This is a genomic window from Saccharopolyspora sp. ID03-671 (genome assembly GCF_045278815.1).
GTDB classification, from domain to species: domain Bacteria; phylum Actinomycetota; class Actinomycetes; order Mycobacteriales; family Pseudonocardiaceae; genus Saccharopolyspora; species Saccharopolyspora ipomoeae.
In genome coordinates this window covers 5087456-5103048 of the sequence record NZ_CP134054.1, presented here as the reverse complement: position 1 = coordinate 5103048, position 15593 = coordinate 5087456, and the positions used below count along the sequence as shown (strand labels likewise).

15 protein-coding genes are annotated in these 15593 nt (G+C 72.2%); 5 read left to right on the top strand and 10 right to left on the bottom strand.

From position 1 onward, the window contains the following. Entirely contained in the window at positions 1-432 is a 432-nt protein-coding gene (gene mraZ / locus REH65_RS23670; RefSeq protein WP_093413177.1) for a division/cell wall cluster transcriptional repressor MraZ, read from the bottom strand. A 508-nt stretch (positions 433-940) separates the two neighbouring features. On the opposite strand from mraZ, the gene REH65_RS23665 reads away from it, so the two are divergent. From REH65_RS23665 to REH65_RS23655, 3 genes are read left to right on the top strand one after another with little or no spacing between them, the layout of a single operon-like run. Beyond that, the gene (locus tag REH65_RS23665) at positions 941-1972 is read left to right on the top strand and encodes an AAA family ATPase (RefSeq protein WP_406689128.1); all 1032 of its coding nucleotides are present in this window, start codon (positions 941-943) and stop codon (positions 1970-1972) included. A gap of 1 nt (position 1973) precedes the next feature. Next, positions 1974-3242 carry a DUF58 domain-containing protein gene (locus REH65_RS23660; RefSeq protein WP_406689127.1) on the top strand — a complete coding sequence of 423 codons (1269 nt, stop codon included), beginning with the start codon at positions 1974-1976 and terminating at the stop codon, positions 3240-3242. Further along, positions 3239-5488 carry a transglutaminaseTgpA domain-containing protein gene (locus REH65_RS23655; RefSeq protein ID WP_406689126.1) on the top strand — a complete coding sequence of 750 codons (2250 nt, stop codon included), beginning with the start codon at positions 3239-3241 and terminating at the stop codon, positions 5486-5488. Before REH65_RS23660 ends, REH65_RS23655 begins: the two co-directional genes overlap by 4 nt. A 125-nt stretch (positions 5489-5613) precedes the next feature. On the opposite strand, the gene REH65_RS23650 is transcribed toward REH65_RS23655, so the two are convergent. Together REH65_RS23650 and REH65_RS23645 are read right to left on the bottom strand one after the other, a co-directional pair. Next, positions 5614-6033, bottom strand: a complete 420-nt coding sequence (locus REH65_RS23650; RefSeq protein WP_281454747.1) for a DUF3040 domain-containing protein — start codon at positions 6031-6033, stop codon at positions 5614-5616. Between the two features lie 292 nt (positions 6034-6325). Further along, a complete protein-coding gene (locus REH65_RS23645; RefSeq protein WP_406689125.1) occupies positions 6326-7054 on the bottom strand; it encodes a class I SAM-dependent methyltransferase in 729 nt (242 codons plus the stop codon). A 175-nt stretch (positions 7055-7229) separates the two neighbouring features. On the opposite strand from REH65_RS23645, the gene REH65_RS23640 reads away from it, so the two are divergent. Both REH65_RS23640 and REH65_RS23635 read left to right on the top strand, forming a co-directional pair. Further along, entirely contained in the window at positions 7230-8066 is an 837-nt protein-coding gene (locus REH65_RS23640; RefSeq protein WP_281454749.1) for a ParA family protein, read from the top strand. 4 nt (positions 8067-8070) lie between these two features. After that, positions 8071-8850, top strand: a complete 780-nt coding sequence (locus REH65_RS23635) for a DNA-formamidopyrimidine glycosylase family protein (RefSeq protein ID WP_406689124.1) — start codon at positions 8071-8073, stop codon at positions 8848-8850. A gap of 155 nt (positions 8851-9005) precedes the next feature. Here REH65_RS23635 and REH65_RS23630 read toward each other — a convergent pair whose 3' ends face one another. The 7 genes from REH65_RS23630 to rimO all read right to left on the bottom strand — a co-directional run bounded on the left by REH65_RS23630 (position 9006) and on the right by rimO (position 15525). After that, a complete protein-coding gene (locus tag REH65_RS23630; protein WP_281454751.1) occupies positions 9006-10274 on the bottom strand; it encodes a uracil-xanthine permease family protein in 1269 nt (422 codons plus the stop codon). Positions 10275-10434: 160 nt separating this feature from the next. After that, positions 10435-11247, bottom strand: coding sequence for a phage shock envelope stress response protein PspM (gene pspM, locus REH65_RS23625; RefSeq protein WP_406689123.1), 813 nt, complete (start codon positions 11245-11247; stop codon positions 10435-10437). Between the two features lie 19 nt (positions 11248-11266). Beyond that, on the bottom strand, positions 11267-12094 hold the full coding sequence (locus tag REH65_RS23620) for a PspA/IM30 family protein (protein WP_281454753.1): 828 nt from the start codon (positions 12092-12094) through the stop codon (positions 11267-11269). 309 nt (positions 12095-12403) lie between these two features. Then, the gene (locus tag REH65_RS23615) at positions 12404-12835 is read right to left on the bottom strand and encodes a helix-turn-helix transcriptional regulator (protein WP_281454754.1); all 432 of its coding nucleotides are present in this window, start codon (positions 12833-12835) and stop codon (positions 12404-12406) included. A gap of 205 nt (positions 12836-13040) precedes the next feature. Beyond that, on the bottom strand, positions 13041-13532 hold the full coding sequence (locus REH65_RS23610; RefSeq protein ID WP_406689122.1) for a CinA family protein: 492 nt from the start codon (positions 13530-13532) through the stop codon (positions 13041-13043). Further along, positions 13529-14110 carry a CDP-diacylglycerol--glycerol-3-phosphate 3-phosphatidyltransferase gene (pgsA, locus tag REH65_RS23605; RefSeq protein ID WP_406689121.1) on the bottom strand — a complete coding sequence of 194 codons (582 nt, stop codon included), beginning with the start codon at positions 14108-14110 and terminating at the stop codon, positions 13529-13531. The genes REH65_RS23610 and pgsA overlap by 4 nt, the downstream gene beginning before the upstream one ends. Further along, on the bottom strand, positions 14107-15525 hold the full coding sequence (gene rimO / locus REH65_RS23600; protein WP_281454757.1) for a 30S ribosomal protein S12 methylthiotransferase RimO: 1419 nt from the start codon (positions 15523-15525) through the stop codon (positions 14107-14109). The genes pgsA and rimO overlap by 4 nt, the downstream gene beginning before the upstream one ends. Positions 15526-15593: the final 68 nt, after the last annotated feature.

Below are 15593 nucleotides of genomic sequence, written 5' to 3'. Positions count from 1 at the left end.
CTAGAACACGCCGGGCAGCACCTCCTCCTGCGCCTGGGCGTAGCCCTCCTCGTGCTCGTCGAGGTAGGTCTGCCACCTGTCCGCCTGCCAGATCTCCAGGCGGGTGATCGCGCCGATGACCACGCATTCCTTGTTCAGTTCCGCGTAGCGCCGCAGCTCCGGTGCGATGGAGATCCGCCCCTGCCCGTCGGGACGCTGCTCGTCGGTTCCGGCGAACAGGTACCGCTGGTAGGCGCGCACCGCCTCGTTGGTGAACGGAGCCTCGGCGACCTTGCGCGCCATCTGCTCGAACTCGTCGCGCGGGAAGACGTAGAGGCAGTGGTCCTGTCCCTTGGTGACCATCAGACCCCCCGCCAGTGCGTCCCGGAACTTCGCCGGCAGCGTCAAGCGCCCCTTGTCGTCGAGCTTGGGGTGATGGGTGCCGAGAAACATCCCGGTCCACCTCCCCCGGCCCGGATCCCCTCAGCCGACGACTGCTCCACGCGCCGGATCGACGCGGAACCAACTGCCGACGAAGGCAGCAGGACCCCCTTTTGCCCCACCGCGCCCCACAGTACCCCACTTCGCTCCACCGTCAACACGAAACGCCCCTCTCACCCCGGCGTGGTCGGCGACGTTTCCGCAGGTAGTGCGCCGTGGGGGCGAAGTGGGGGAAAACGGGGGCGCCGCGTCGCCCCCACCCCACCACGCACCACCACCGGCGCACCAGCCACGATGAGCGGGGATCTGGCGAAAACCGCCGGTCAGAACGCGTGTAGATCAACTGGGCGGGCGGCCGGTTATGCTCAGTCCGTTCGGGGCCCGGCAGCGACCGGACTCCCGTGGTGGGGTGAAGTGGGGCAGCGCGGCCCCGGCTCCGCCGGCCCGGTCCGGGTGTCCCTCCCGGCATCCCCGGTCCGCGGGCCCGACACGACCGGGAGGGCGAAATCCAGGAGGTGGCGTGACGCCGAAAACCCAGCTGACCGGTACCGCCGGTCCGACGACCGGCGCGTCAGCCCCGGCCGCGCCCGGCATCGACCGCGTGCACGGCACCATCCAGCGCATCGCCGCCAACGTCGAGCAGGTCCTCGTCGGCAAGCCCGAGGTGGTCCGGATCGCGCTGGTCACCCTGCTCGCCGAGGGCCACCTGCTGGTCGAGGACGTCCCCGGGGTCGGCAAGACCTCGCTGGCCAAGGCCCTCGCCCGCTCGATCGACTGCACCGTCAGCCGCATCCAGTTCACCCCGGACCTGCTGCCCAGCGACATCACCGGCGTGTCCATCTACAACCGGCAGACCGAGAACTTCGAGTTCCGGCCCGGACCGGTGTTCGCCAACGTCGTGGTGGGCGACGAGATCAACCGCGCCTCGCCGAAGACCCAGTCCGCGCTGCTGGAGTGCATGGAGGAGCAGCAGGTCACCGTCGACGGCGACACCTACGAGCTCGGCGCCCCGTTCATGGTCATCGCCACCCAGAACCCGGTCGAGATGGAGGGCACCTACGCCCTGCCCGAGGCCCAGCGCGACCGCTTCACCGCGCGGGTCTCCATCGGCTACCCCGACCGCAAGGCCGAGCTGGCGATGGTCGACGAGCACACCGGGCACGACCCGCTCGGCCAGCTGCGGCCGGTCGCCGACAGCACCGAGGTGCAGGAGCTGCTGCGCATCGTCGCCGCCGTGCACACCTCCACCGACATCCGCCGCTACGCGATCGACCTGGTCACCGCGACCCGCGAGCTCGCCGAGCTGCGGCTGGGCGCCTCCCCGCGCTCGACCCTGCAGCTGCTGCGCGCCGCCCGCGCCCAGGCCGCGCTCGCCGGCCGCGACTTCGTCGTCCCCGACGACCTGCAAGCCGTGTCGATCCCGGTGCTGGCGCACCGGCTGGTGCTGACCAGCGAGGCCCGCGCCGCCCGCCGCTCGGCGACCGACCTGGTGCGGCAGCTGCTGGAGCGCATCCCGGTGCCGCGCGGCGACACCCACGACGAACGAGGCTGACGTGCTGTCCGGGCTGACCATCCGCGGCCGCTGCCTGCTGGCCGCGGGCGTGGCAGCCGGGATCTGCGCGCTGGTCCTCGACGAGCGGGACCTGCTGCGGGTCTCGGCCTTCGTGATCGCGTTGCCGCTGCTGTCGCTGCTGCTGTCCGGCCAGGTCCGGTTCGGCGTCGCCGCGCGCCGGGTGATCGACCCGCCGCGCGTGCCGGTCGGATCGCGAGCCGACGTGGACCTGCACATCAGCGGCAGCGGCAGGCTGCCCGCCGACGGGCTGGTGCTGGAGGACGGCACCCCGCACGCGCTCGGCGACCGCCCCCGCTTCCGGCTGCCCGTCGTGCCGCGCCACGGCGGGCAGGTGGTGACCTACCCGGTGACCCCGTCGCTGCGCGGCATCCACCACATCGGACCGCTGCGCACCTGGATCGTCGACCCGTTCGGGCTCGCCCAGTTCGAGCGCGAGCTGGCCGGGCGCTCCCGGCTGGTGGCCACCCCGCAGGTCGTCGAGCTGACCGGGCTGCCCGCCGGTTCCGGGCTGGGCACCGGCGAGGACGGCACCGCGCGGTTGCGCGCCGGGCACGGCGAGGACGACGCGATGGTCCGCCAGTACCGGCAGGGCGACGACATCCGCCGGGTGCACTGGAAGTCCACCGCGCGGCGCGACGAGCTGATGGTGCGGGTGGAGGAGCGCCCCTGGCACGGCGGCGTCACGGTACTGCTGGACCGCCGCTCGGCCGCCCACCGCGGCAACGGCCCGAACAACAGCGTCGAGTGGGCGATCTCCGCGGTCGCCAGCATCTGCCTGCAACTGGCCCAGCACGGCCAGCAGGTCCGGCTGGTCACCGAGGACGGGCAGCCGCTCACCCGCGACATCGGCGGTGACAGCGGCGCCCGCGACGAGGTGCTGCTCGACTCGCTGGCCGCCGTGCGCCCCTCCCCGCAGCGCGACCTGCAGTGCAGCCGCGACCCGGGTGACGGGCACGAGCTCATCGCCGTCCTCGGCGAGGTCACCACGGCGGGCGTGGCCGAGCTGACCAAGCTCCGCCCGCAGGAGACCCGCAGCCTCGCGGTGCTGCTGCAGGTCCGCTCGTGGAACGGCGACGGCGTCGGCGTGGACGTCGAGGACGCGGCGCGCACGCTGCGCGCCGCGGGGTGGACCGTCGTGGTGGCCGACGGGCCCTCGACCCCGATCTCCGAGGTGTGGCGGGAGCTGTGCGGGCAGACCAGGTCGGTGGAGAGCACCTCGACCACGGACGGCACGGGACTGATGGCGTGAGCGCGGACAAGACCGGTTCCCTCGACACCTCGCTGGTGGCCTCGGCGGCCGCCGCGGTGGCGGTGCTGTGCGCCTCGGCGTCGTTCGCCGGGGTGCTGGCCGACGCGCGCTGGTTGCCTCCGGCGCTGGTCACCGTGCTGATCGTGGTGGGCGCGGGCGCGCTGGGCAGGCATCTGGGCTGGCCGACCGTCGGCGCGGTCGCCGCTCAGCTGGCGTCGCTGCTGATCACCCAGACGGTGCTGTTCGCCGGGTCGAGCGCGGTGCTGGGCGTGCTGCCCGGTCCGGCCGCGTTCGTCGAGCTGTCCCGGCTGCTGGGCGGGACGGGCGAGCTGATCCGCACCGGTGTGCCCCCGGTCCCCGCCGATCCGCCGCTGCAGGCGCTGGTGTGCCTGGGCCTGGGGGTGGTGGCGCTGCTGGTGGACCTGATCGCGGTGAGCATCGGGACGCCCGCGGTGACCGGGCTGGTGCTGCTGTGCGTGTTCGCTATCCCGGCGTCGCTGGCCGACAGGATGCTGCCCTGGTGGTCGTTCGCGCTGGGCGGCGCGGGCTACGCGCTGCTGCTCGCCGCCGGTGGTCATCACCGCAGGTGGCGGCGTTACGAGGAACCGGACCGGGTGGCCTACGCGCTGTTCGGGCGGACCACGGCGGTCGTCGCGGGCACCGCCGGGGTGATCGCGGTGCTGGCCGGGTCGGTGTTCACCGGGGTCGGCACCGAGGGGCGGCTGCCGGGGTCGGTTCCGGAGGAGTTCGGCGGCACCGACGGCATCGGTCTGCAGCCGTTCACCTCGCTGCGCGGGCAGCTCAACCGGGACCGGGTGGTGGAGCTCTTCCGGGTCCGGGGCCTGCAGCAGGACAGCTATCTGCGGGCGATGACGCTGCGCAAGTTCGACCCGCGCACCGGGTGGCAGCTGGACGGCCTCACGCAAGGCGTGGACGCCGGCGCCCCGCTGCCGCTGCCGGAGGGCACGACGATCGGGCGCGGCAGGCCCGAGCGCATCGAGGTCCAGCCGATCGGCTACCGGGACCCGTGGCTGCCGGTGTTCGGCACCCCGGTCTCGGTGACGGGCATGGGCCGGCACTGGCGCTACGACCCGGCCGCCGGGATCGTGTTCACCCAGACCAACCAGGAGACCCGGCCCTACACCCAGCAGGTGATCGTCCCGGATCCCTCACCGGACGAGCTGCGCCGCGCGCGCGGGCCGATGCCGATCGACCCCGCCTACGTCGACGCCTCCGGCATCTCGCCGCAGGTCGCGCAGCTGGCGCAGCAGCTGACGGCGGACGCGCCGACCGAGTTCGACAAGGCGGTGGCGGTCAACCGGTACTTCACCGATCCGGCCAACGGGTTCCGCTACGACCTGTCCACCGCGCCCTCGACCGGGCAGGACGCGCTGAGCGACTTCCTGTTCCGGGGCAAGCGCGGCTTCTGCGAGCAGTACGCGTCGTCGATGGCGGTGCTGCTGCGCTCGGTCGGCATCCCGTCGCGGGTGGCGGTCGGTTTCACCGCCGGGTACCAGGACGGCACCGAGCAGGTGATCACCACCGAGGACGCGCACGCGTGGGTGGAGGCCTACTTCCCGGGCTGGGGCTGGCAGACGTTCGACCCGACGCCGCTGAGCGACGGGCGCACGGCCCTGCCGCAGTTCCTGGACACCGCGCTGCACCCGCCGCAGGCTGCGGCGCCGGTGCCCGGTCAGCCGCTTCCGGCGCCGCAGCCGGGTGCGCCGGTTCCGCCGGCGGCCGGCGTGCCCGCCGACCAGCCCGACGTCCGCGACGTGCCGGAGCAGCGCCGCGAGCCCGCGGATCGCGGCTGGTCGGTGACGCTGCTGGTGCTGGTGGTGCTGCTGGCGTGCGCGGGCGCGGCGACGCCGCTGGCGGTCCGGGAGATCCGGCGCGGTCAGCGGCTGCAGGCGATCACCGAGGGCCGCGAGGGCGCGGCGAGCACGGCGTGGCGGGAGGTGCTCGACGAGTTCCGCGACCGGGGCGACCGGCCGCGCGCCACCGACACGGCGCGGCAGCTCGCGGACCGGCTGGTGGCCGACCACGAGCTCGACGCCACCGGCGCGGACGCGGTGAAGAACCTGGTCGCGGCCGTGGAGCGGGAGTGGTACGCCCCGGCCTCGCAGCCCGACGGCACGCTCGCGGAGACGGTCAGGACGATCACGGCGAGCCTGCGGGAGAGCGCGCCGCTGGACCTGCGGTCCCGCCTGTTCCCGCGGTCGGCGCTGCCGCCGTGGCGCAGCTGATCAGCCCCGGGTGATGCGCCCCCGCCCGGTGAGCCCCAACAGGTGAGCACCGCTGAGGTTCCGCGCGCATGAAGATCGCCGCCGGGTCCTCGCGGGCCCGGCGGCGATCTCGTAGAAGTGCGGTTCTACTGGTCGAAGCGCTTGCGGAAGCGCTCTTCCATGCGCTGGGCGAGGGAACCTCGCGCGGAGGAGCGACCGGAGCCGCCGCGCTTGGGCTTCTCGCCTCCGCCGCCGTTGTCCTCGGCCTCGGCCTCATCGCCACCACCGCGCAACGCGGACAGGACGATCACGGCTCCGCCGAACATCACGAGGAAGCCGACCACGCTCAGCACCGGGATTTCCGCCGGCCGCAGGGCGGGGATCACCGCGCCGACGACCAGCAGAGCAAGACCCAGCACGAAGACGGCGATGCCCTGCAGCCGCCGACGTCGAGATGGGCGTTGAAGCCGTCCTCCGCGCACGGTGGAGGCGAATTTGGGGTCCTCGGCGTAGAGCGCGCGCTCGATCTGCTCGAGCTGTCGCTGCTCGTGCTCGGAGAGTGGCATGACTCCTCCTCCGGCACAGGTAATCGGTGGCGCCGGGCTTGCCGACCGGCGAACGCTTGGGGGCGTCACCATCGAGGATACGGTTCCGGCGACGCGACGACTACCCGGTCCGGCCACCGGAAACCGGCGACATCGCGGACGTCATCGGATCGGGGCTGTGATCGACTTCGCGCACGGTGTCAACGACCAGCGGTAATCATCCGCCCCACCCTGGGTAGTCGCCGTCCGTGATCATTTTGTCACACCTGCGGCCGATCGGCGGAATTTCCGAAACCACTCGGTCCGCAGGGCCTCATGCGGGCTTGCGGGCGATCGCGTGGAGGCGGGTGGCGATGTCACGCAGCGGTGAGCGGGTGGCCGCGGCCTGCTCCAGCTCCGCGACCGCGTCGGCGGTGCGCGGGTTGTCGTCGGTGATCGAGCCGGGCACGAGGTCGCTGAGCGCGCCCTGGCCCTGGATCACCTCGACGGTGAAGCCACCGGCGGCCAGGGTCTGCTGCAGGCCGTCGGAGTCGAACCGGCGCTGTAGGGTCTCGGACCCTGCGTCGAGCACACCGTCGGCGTCGTTGAGCAGCCGCAGCGCCTCGCTCACGCGGCCGGCCAGGGCGCGGGCCAGCACCGCCGCGTAGCGGTTGGCGACCAGCACGGAGACGGCCCCGCCGGGAGCGGTGGAGGCGGCCAGCGCGGCGATCGCGGCCTCGACGTCGTCGACGACCTCCAGCAGGCCGTGGGCCAGCACGAGGTCCGCGCCGCCGTCGGGGCTCAGCGCCGCCAGCGCCTCGGTGTCGCCCTGCAGCGGCGTCACGCGGTCGGCGACTCCGGCGTCCTCGGCGCGGCGCTGCAACGTCGCCAGCGCGTTCGGGCTGGGGTCGATCACGGTCACCGCGCACCCGGCCTCGGCCAGCGGCACCGCCCACACCCCGCTGCCACCGCCGACGTCGAGCACGCGCGGGCGGCGACCCAGCCGCTCCGCCGCGCGGGCGATCTCGGTTTCCAGCACCTGGTGGACGGCGTCCGATCTCATGCCCCAAAGCGTAATGCCGCGACACCCGCCCCTCGCACCGACGGGTCCCGACACGCGCACGGATCCCCGCGCCGAGAACGGCGGTTTTCGACGGCGGGAACGGGGTGACGGAGGTGATGTGGGGAAATCTCGGACAGCACTGCTGCCGGGGAGGAGGGTTCCGTAGGCTACGTGCGTGCAGACGGTTGCGGTGCTGAGTCTCAAAGGTGGCGTGGGCAAGACGACCGTGGTGCTCGGGCTCGCCTCGGCGGCCATGCGGCGCGGCGTCCGGACGCTGGTGGTCGACCTCGACCCGCAGTGCAACGCGACCGCCGCCCTGGAACCGGAGAAGACGGCGAAGGGTCTGAGCGACGTCCTCGCCGACCCCCGCCCCGAGGTGGTGCGCGCGGCGGTCACCGGGAGCGCCTGGGGCGAGGAGGTCGACGTGCTCGTCGGCTCCGAGGACGCCGAGAACCTCAACGGGCACCAGCCCGATGGCGGCCACCTGTCCCGGCTCGACGAGGCGCTGTCCGAACTGGACGATCTGATCGCCGAGGGCGAACTCCCCTACCAGCTGGTGCTGCTGGACTGCCCGCCGTCGCTGGGCAGGCTGACCCGCTCGGCGCTGGTCGCGGCGGACCGGGCGCTGCTGGTGACCGAGCCGACGATCTTCGCGGTCTCCGGCGTGCAGCGCGCCTTCGAGGCCGTGCAGGCCGAGCGCAGCAACAACCCGGACCTGCAGCCGCTGGGCGTGATCGTCAACCGGGTGCGGCCGCGCTCGCACGAGCACCAGTACCGCATCGACGAGCTGCGCGACATCTTCGGCCCGCTGGTGATGCCGGTGGCGCTGCCGGACCGGCTCGCGGTGCAGCAGGCCCAGGGCGCGTGCATGCCGATCCACCAGTGGGGCACCCCGGGCGCCCGCGAGGTGGCGCTGGCGTTCAACCTGATCCTCGCCCGCACGCTGCGCGCGGGACGGCTTCGCCGCCCGGACCCGGAGGACGACGAGGACCTCGTCGAGGAAGCCGAGTGACCTGGTGCCCGAGGGCGACACGGTCTTCCTCACCTGCCACCGGCTGAACGAGGCGCTGGCGGGCCGGCATCTGGTCCGCGGCGAGCTCCGGCACCCCCGTCTGTCCACCGTGGACCTCGCGGGCCGGGTGGTGAGCGAGGTCCGCCCGGCGGGCAAGCACCTGTTGATGCGCTTCGATCACGGCCGCACGCTGCACCACCACCTGCGCATGGACGGCTCCTGGCACCTCTACGCCCCCGGCGCGCGGTGGCGGCGTCCCGGGCACCAGGCCCGCGCGGTGCTGGCGACGGCGGAGCAGGTCGCGGTCGGATTCGCGCTGCACGACCTGCGCTGGATCCCCACCTCGCGGGAGTCGGAGCTCGTCGGCCATCTCGGTCCGGACCTGCTCTCGCCGGACTGGGGCCCGGACTCGGAGGCCGAGGCGGTCCGCGGGCTCACCGCCGACCCGGGGCGCGAGATCGGGCTGGCGCTGATGGACCAGCGGATCATGGCCGGGGTCGGCAACCTCTACAAGACCGAGGTGTGCTTCCTGCTCGGCCGCTCCCCCTGGACACCGGTCGCCGAGGTCGACGCGCGCGAGGCGGTCCGCCTCAGCCACGAACTCCTGGTGCGCAACGCCTGGCACCCCGAGCAGACCACGACCAAGAGCCTCGGCCGCGGCGACCAGCACTGGGTCTACGGCCGGAAGTCCTGCCTCCGCTGCGGGGGTCCGGTCCGCCGAGGCACCCAGGGCACTCCCCCGGACTCCCGCACCACCTACCACTGCCCCCGCTGCCAGCCCTGATCTCACCGGGGTCGCACCTCTCACCAGGGGACAGTTTTTCCTCGAGTTGACCGGACAAAAGGGACATTGATCATGGGTGATTCGAGGAAAAACTGTCCCCTGGTGACGAACCCGCCCACCGAGGCGCATGCGACGGCGCGGGAGGGAACACCGAATCAGGGGAGGTTGCGGAGGTCGGCGAGGTTCCGCAGGAGGGGGTAGACGATGACGATGCCGATCGAGCCCCAGACCAGGCCGGTGATCCGGAGGTCACCGACCGAGAGCGTGAGGTCGCCGACGCCGGCGATGACGGCCGTGCCGAGGACCGCGAGGTTGACCGGGTCGGCGAAGTCGACGCGGGCGTCCAGCCAGATGCGGACCCCGACCAGCGCCAGCATCCCGAACAGCACCAGGGTCGCGCCGCCGAGCACGCCCAGCGGCACCGTGTTGATCAACGCGGCGAGCTTCGGCGAGAACGACAGCACGATCGCCGCCACCGCCGCCACCAGGCAGGACGCCGTGGAGTAGACGCGGGTCGCGGCCATCACTCCGATGTTCGCCGCGTAGCTGCTCACCGCCGAACCGCCCGCCGAGCCCGACAGCATCGTGGCCAGCCCGCCGCCGATCAGCGCGTCCCCGACGTAGGGGTCGAGATCGCGGCCGGACACCGCGGCGGTGGCCTTGAGGTGCGCGACGTGCTCGGCGACCAGCACGATCGCCAGCGGCAGCACGAACGGCACCACCGAGACGTGTATCTGCGGCGTGATCAGCTCCGGGAACCCGATCCACGGCGCCGCCGCCAGCTCGGCGACCCGCTCCGGCACCAGCTGACCCATCATCGCCGCGTAGGTCCAGCCCACCAGGACCCCGATGAGCACCGACACCCGTCCCGCCATGCCGCGGCTGATGACGGTCAGCAGCACCACCGTGCCCAGGGTCAGCGCGGCCGGCACCCGCTGCTGGTCGAACGACGCCACCGACTGCGGGGCGAGGCTCAACCCGATCATGAGCACGATCGCGCCCGTCACCACCGGCGGCATCGCGGTCTCCATCAACCGCACGCCCAGCGCCTTGACGGCCACGCCGAAGGCCAGCACCACCAGGCCGACCACCATGATCCCGCCGAGCAACGCCGCCGGGCCGGCGCCGACCTCGCTGACCGCCGCGCTCATCGGCACCACGAACGCCACCGACGAGCCCAGGTAGCTGGGCACGCGGTTGCGGGTGATCATCAGGAAAAGCAGGGTCCCGATGCCGGAGAGCAGGAGCGTGGTGGCGACCGGGAAGCCGGTCAGCAGCGGCACCAGCGTCGTCGTGCCGAACATCGCGAGCAGGTGCTGCACGCCGAAGCCGATCGTGAGCGGCCAGCTCAGCCTCTCCTCGGAGGACACGACGGAATCGCGCAGCAGTCGTCGACCGTTGCCGTGCACGGCCCACAACGCCACACTGGCCTCCCCGAGCCACCCGATCAGGCGGATTCACTGTCACGGCATGTGATGACTGGGGAAAGATTACTATTCCGCATCGCGCAAGCAAGTCACCCGGTCCGTCGACGTTGAAAATATCGACTACCGCTAGTGACTCGACTGCAGCGCGTCGTGAGAATCAGTGCTGAGCGGACCCGTCCGCTTCGCCGAAGACCTCGCGCATCCCGGCGGCCAGGCCCGCCAACCGGTCGGTGGCGTCCTGCAGCTGGTGCCGCTGCTCGCCCGCACCGCTCGCGGCGACCGCCTTGCCCGCTGCGGCGACCACTCCGCCGTAGCTCGCCACGCCCTCGTCCAGCTCGGCTCGCAGCCGGTCGACGTCGGCCTTCAGATCCCGCTGCTCGGCCGGCGGCGCGTAGCGCATCGCCGACTCCACCGCGACCAGCCGCTGCGCGCCCCGGCGCAGCTCCCCGGCCGCTGTGTCGGCCGTCGCCCGCGCCTCCGCCGCCGACGCGCCCGCACCGGCCGAGGTCAGCTCGGCTAGCGCGGAGTGCAACGTCCGCTCGGCCTCCAGCAACCGCTGCATCGGCGGTCGCGCAGCCGAACCCGGTGCCGGGAGCAGCTCGGAGGCGCTGGGCTCCGGCAGCGGCGTGTTCTTCAGCTTCCGGTACTTCAGCCCGGCCTGCACCGCGCCCACACCGCCGACCACGGCGACGCCGCCGAGCCCGACGGCAGCCGCCTCCCCGGCGTACTGCCAGTAGAAGATCGTGTCCAGGACCGGCGTCATCCACGAGGCGACGGCGCCGAGCCCGAACACACCAGCGGTGGCCGCGCTGCCGCTGGCGATCCCCTTGGCGGTCCGACGCCGCCGGATCAGCCGTGCCCGCGGATCGCGCCACCCCGCCCACTTGCGCCGCACCTCGGTCGCCACGGGCCCGCGCAGGGTTTCCAGAGCCGCCTCGCCCAGCTGCGCGAGCTCCTGCTTCCGCGACATGGCGCGCCCTCCGCCTCGGTCAGGCCTGGTCGGCCTGCGGCTTCTCCTGCTTCTTGGTCTCCGCCGGGGTCTCACCGCTGGAGATCTGCTGCTGCGCACCGCCGGTGACCTGCTGCTGGTCGCTGCTGCTGCCCATCGAGGCGCGCAGCTGCGCGAGGCGGTTCGAGCCGGCGGCGTCGATCGAGGCCTGCTCGACCTCCATCATCCGCCCCTGCACGCTGTTCTGCGCCAGCTCGGCCTCGCCGAGGGCCGTGGTGTAGCGCTGCTCGATCTTGTCCCGGACCTCGTCCAGCGACGGCGTGTTGCCGGGGGCCGCGACCTCGGTCATCGACTTCATCGACGCCGAGACCTGCTCCTGCATCTTGGCCTGCTCCAGCTGGCTGAGCAGCTTGGTGCGCTCGGCGATCTTCTGCTGCAGGACCTGCGCGTTGCGCTCGACGGCCTGCTTGGCCTGCTCGGCGGCGCCCAGCGACTGGTCGTGCAGCGTCTTGAGGTCCTCGACGCCCTGCTCCGCGCTGACCAGCTGGCTGGCCAGCTGGGTGGCGGTCTCCTCGTACTTCTGGGCCTTGGCCTCGTCGCCTTCGGCGCGGGCCTGGTCCGCCATGACCAGCGCCTGCTTGGCCGACGCCTGCAGCTTCTCGACCTCACCGAGCTGGCGGTTGAGCTTCATCTCCAGCTGACGCTGGTTGCCGATCACCGAGGCGGCCTGCTGGGAGAGCGTCTGGTGCTGCCGCTGGGCCTCTTCGATGGCCTGCTGGATCTGCACCTTCGGGTCCGCGTGCTCGTCGACCTTCGACGAGAAGGACGCCATCAGGTACTTCCAGGCCTTCACGAACGGGTTGGCCATCTCCTCCGCCTGCCTTCTTTCCGCTTGCCTGCCACGTGGCACTGCGAGCCGTCTGCCCCCAGCCGATCTCTCGCCGATACAACGCACCAAGAGCCCCGGCTGGTTCCATCGTGTCAGGTAGTCGTGTCCGCTTCCACCAAACACGGCAGATCTCCGGGTATTTCCCGGAGCGCTCAGCGTTGATCGAACCAGGCACGTCCGAACGCCGCCGCTCCGGGTGCATAACGGACATAGAACCGTGATCAACAAAAACCGACCGCCCCGCGAACCGGCTGGTCACGCGGGGCGGTCGGGGTGTCGTCTAGTCGTTCAGGCGGCCACTACCTGCTTGCGCACCGGAGCGCTGATGCGCTGGCTGAGCACCGGCTGCAGCCCCGCGCGGGTCTCACCGGCTTCGGCGAACTGCTGCTCGGCGTCGGAGAGCTCGGCACCGATGAGGCTCGGCACCAGCTGACCGCCGTCGAGGTCCGCAGTCGCCGGCTCGTCGACCACCGATGGCACCACCATCGTCCTGTCGAGGTCACCGGCCACGGTCACCAACAGCTCTGGCAGCGGCAGGTCCAAGGCATCACAGATCGAGGACAGCAGCTCACTGGACGCCTCCTTGCGGCCCCGTTCGACCTCGGACAGGTATCCGAGGCTCACCCGGGCAGCGCGCGAAACGTCCCGCAACGTCCGAGACTGTGCGGTCCGGGCGCGGCGCAGCCGTTCACCGACCGCCTCCCGCAACAATACGGTCATCGCGCGCCTCCCTTCCTTCGTCGCCTTCCGCGTGCACTACGCGTGAACGCCCCCTACGTTACTCATCGATGGGCCGGAACGAGAACGATCGAGCGGAAGTCCGCCCAGGGCGAACGGTTCATGATCGATCGGACTAGTCCTCGCTGGGCCATGTTCACGCAGCGCACAGCGCAGCCGGACACATGACGGGCCCCTTGCAAATTGTTCAACGCAGCATCCCGGCGAAGTGTTCCAGAGCCACCCGAACGGCCGCCGCACGCACCGCGTGACGATCACCGCCGAGCACCTCGGTGCGCACCTCAACACCTCGCGGCCCGGAGAACCCCAGGTGAACGGTGCCGGGTGCGACTCCGTCCTGCGGATCGGGCCCGGCGACGCCGGTCAGCCCGACGCCCCAGTCCGCGCCGCAGCGACCCGACGCGCCGACGGCGAGTTGGGACGCCACGTCCGGGTGGACCGCACCGTGCTCGGCGAGCAGCTCAGGATCGACCCCGGCGAGCCGGTCCTTGAGGTCGGTGGCGTAGACGACCAGGCCGCCGCGCACCACCGCGCTCGACCCGGGCACCTCGGTCAGCGCCGCCGAGACCAGCCCGGCGGTCAGCGACTCGGCTGTCGCGACGGTCTCACCGCGCGCCCGCAGGGCGTCGATCAGCCCCGCGACCTGCGAGAACGGCAGGCCCAGCGCGTCGAGGATCATCGCGCGCCCCCGGCCGCGCGCATCCGCAGCGCCCGGATCACGTAGTCCAGACCGGTCACCACGGTGGCGATGAGGGCGGCACCGAGCACGACCCAGCGCGGGATGTCGGCCCAGGAGCCCAGCGGCATCAGGTAGAGCCCGATGGCGATGGCCTGCAGCAATGTCTTGATCTTGCCGCCGTGGCTGGCCGCGATGACGCCGTGCCGGATCACCCAGAACCGCAGCAGCGTCACGCCCAGCTCGCGGACGATGATCACCCAGGTGGCCCACCACCACAGGTCGCCGAGCATGCTCAGCCCGACCAGCGCGGCACCGGTGAGCGCCTTGTCCGCGATCGGGTCGGCGATCTTGCCGAAGTCGGTGACCAGCCCGCGCCTGCGCGCCACCTCGCCGTCGACGCGGTCGGTGACCGAGGCCAGGACGAACACGCCGGTGGCGATCCAGCGCCACACGGTGTCGTGGCCGTCGGCCCAGAACAGCGCGACCAGGAACACCGGCACCAGCAGCAGCCGGGACATGGTCAGCACGTTGGCGATGTTGAGGACGGGGACCTGCGGTGCCTGCCCTTCGGCCGTCATGGCTGCTCCCCGGACTTCTCCACGGGACGCACCACGAGGTCCACGCCGTCGCTGTCGATGACCTCGCAGCGCACCAGCTCGCCGACGGCCAGGTCGTCGGTGTCGACGATCAGGCACTCGCCGTCGACCTCGGGCCCCTGGTGGTCGGCGCGGCCGATCACGTCGTCCTCGTCGAAGCGCTCGACGAGGACGGTGACCTCGGTGCCGATCCGGTCCTCGGCGCGCTGCGCGATGAGCTCGTCGGCGAGGGCGGTCAGCTGCTCGACGCGCTCGTCGACCACGTCCTGGTCGAGCTTGCCGTCGAAGCCCTCGGCCTCGGTGCCGTCCTCGTCGGAGTAGCCGAACACGCCGACGGCGTCCAGCCGGGCCTCGGTCAGGAACTCCTGCAGCTCGGCGAAGTCGTCCTCGGTCTCACCGGGGAAGCCGACGATGAAGTTGCTGCGGATGCCCGCCTCCGGCGCCAGCTCCCGGATCTGCTCGATGAGCTGCAGGAACGACTCGGTGGAACCGAACCGGCGCATCCGGCGCAGCACGGACTCGCTGGAGTGCTGGAAGGACAGGTCGAAGTAGGTCGCGACACCGGGCGTGGTGGCGATGGTGCGCACCAGGTCGGGACGGGTCTCGGCGGGCTGCAGGTAGGACACCCGGACCCGCTCGACGCCGTCGAGCTCGGCCAGCTGCGGCAGCAGCGTCACCAGCGCGCGCTGGTCGGAGAGGTCCTTGCCGTAGGACGTGGAGTTCTCGCTGACCAGGAACAGCTCCTTGGCGCCGTTCTTGGCCAGCCAGGCCCCTTCGCCCAGGACCTCTTCCGGCGGGCGGGAGAGGAAGGAGCCGCGGAAGGACGGGATCGCGCAGAACGAGCAGCGGCGGTCGCAGCCGGAGGCGAGCTTGAGCGCGGCGACCGGCGAGTCGTCGAGCCGGCGCCGCGAGATCTCGCGCGCGGCAGGCACCCAGCCGTGACCGGGCACCGCGACCTCGGCCGCGGCGGCCGGGCGGGACACCGGGCTGATCGGCAGCATCTTGCGCCGGTCCTGCGGCTGGTGGGATTCCAGCGCGCGGCCGGCGAGGACGTCGTCGAGCCGGTCGGCGAGGTTGCCGTAGTGGTCGAAGCCCAGGACGGCGTCGGCCTCGGGCATCTGCTCGGCGAGCTCGGCGCCGTAGCGCTCGGCCATGCAGCCGACGGCGACGACCTTCGCGCCGGTGTCGGAGGCGGCGAGCAGCGTGTCGACGGAGTCCTTCTTGGCGGACTCGACGAAGCCGCAGGTGTTGACCACGACCACTTCGGCCTCGTCGGGATCCACGAGATCCCAGCCGCGGCCGTGCAGGTTGCCCGCCAGCTCTTCGGAATCCACCTCGTTGCGCGCGCAACCGAGCGTGACCATGGCGACTCGGTGGTGTTGCTGCTCGGTTGACATGGGTCGAGCCTAACGTCCCTGCTGTCGCCCTCCGGCAACGAGCCTGCCACCCGGAAACGCGCCCGGGC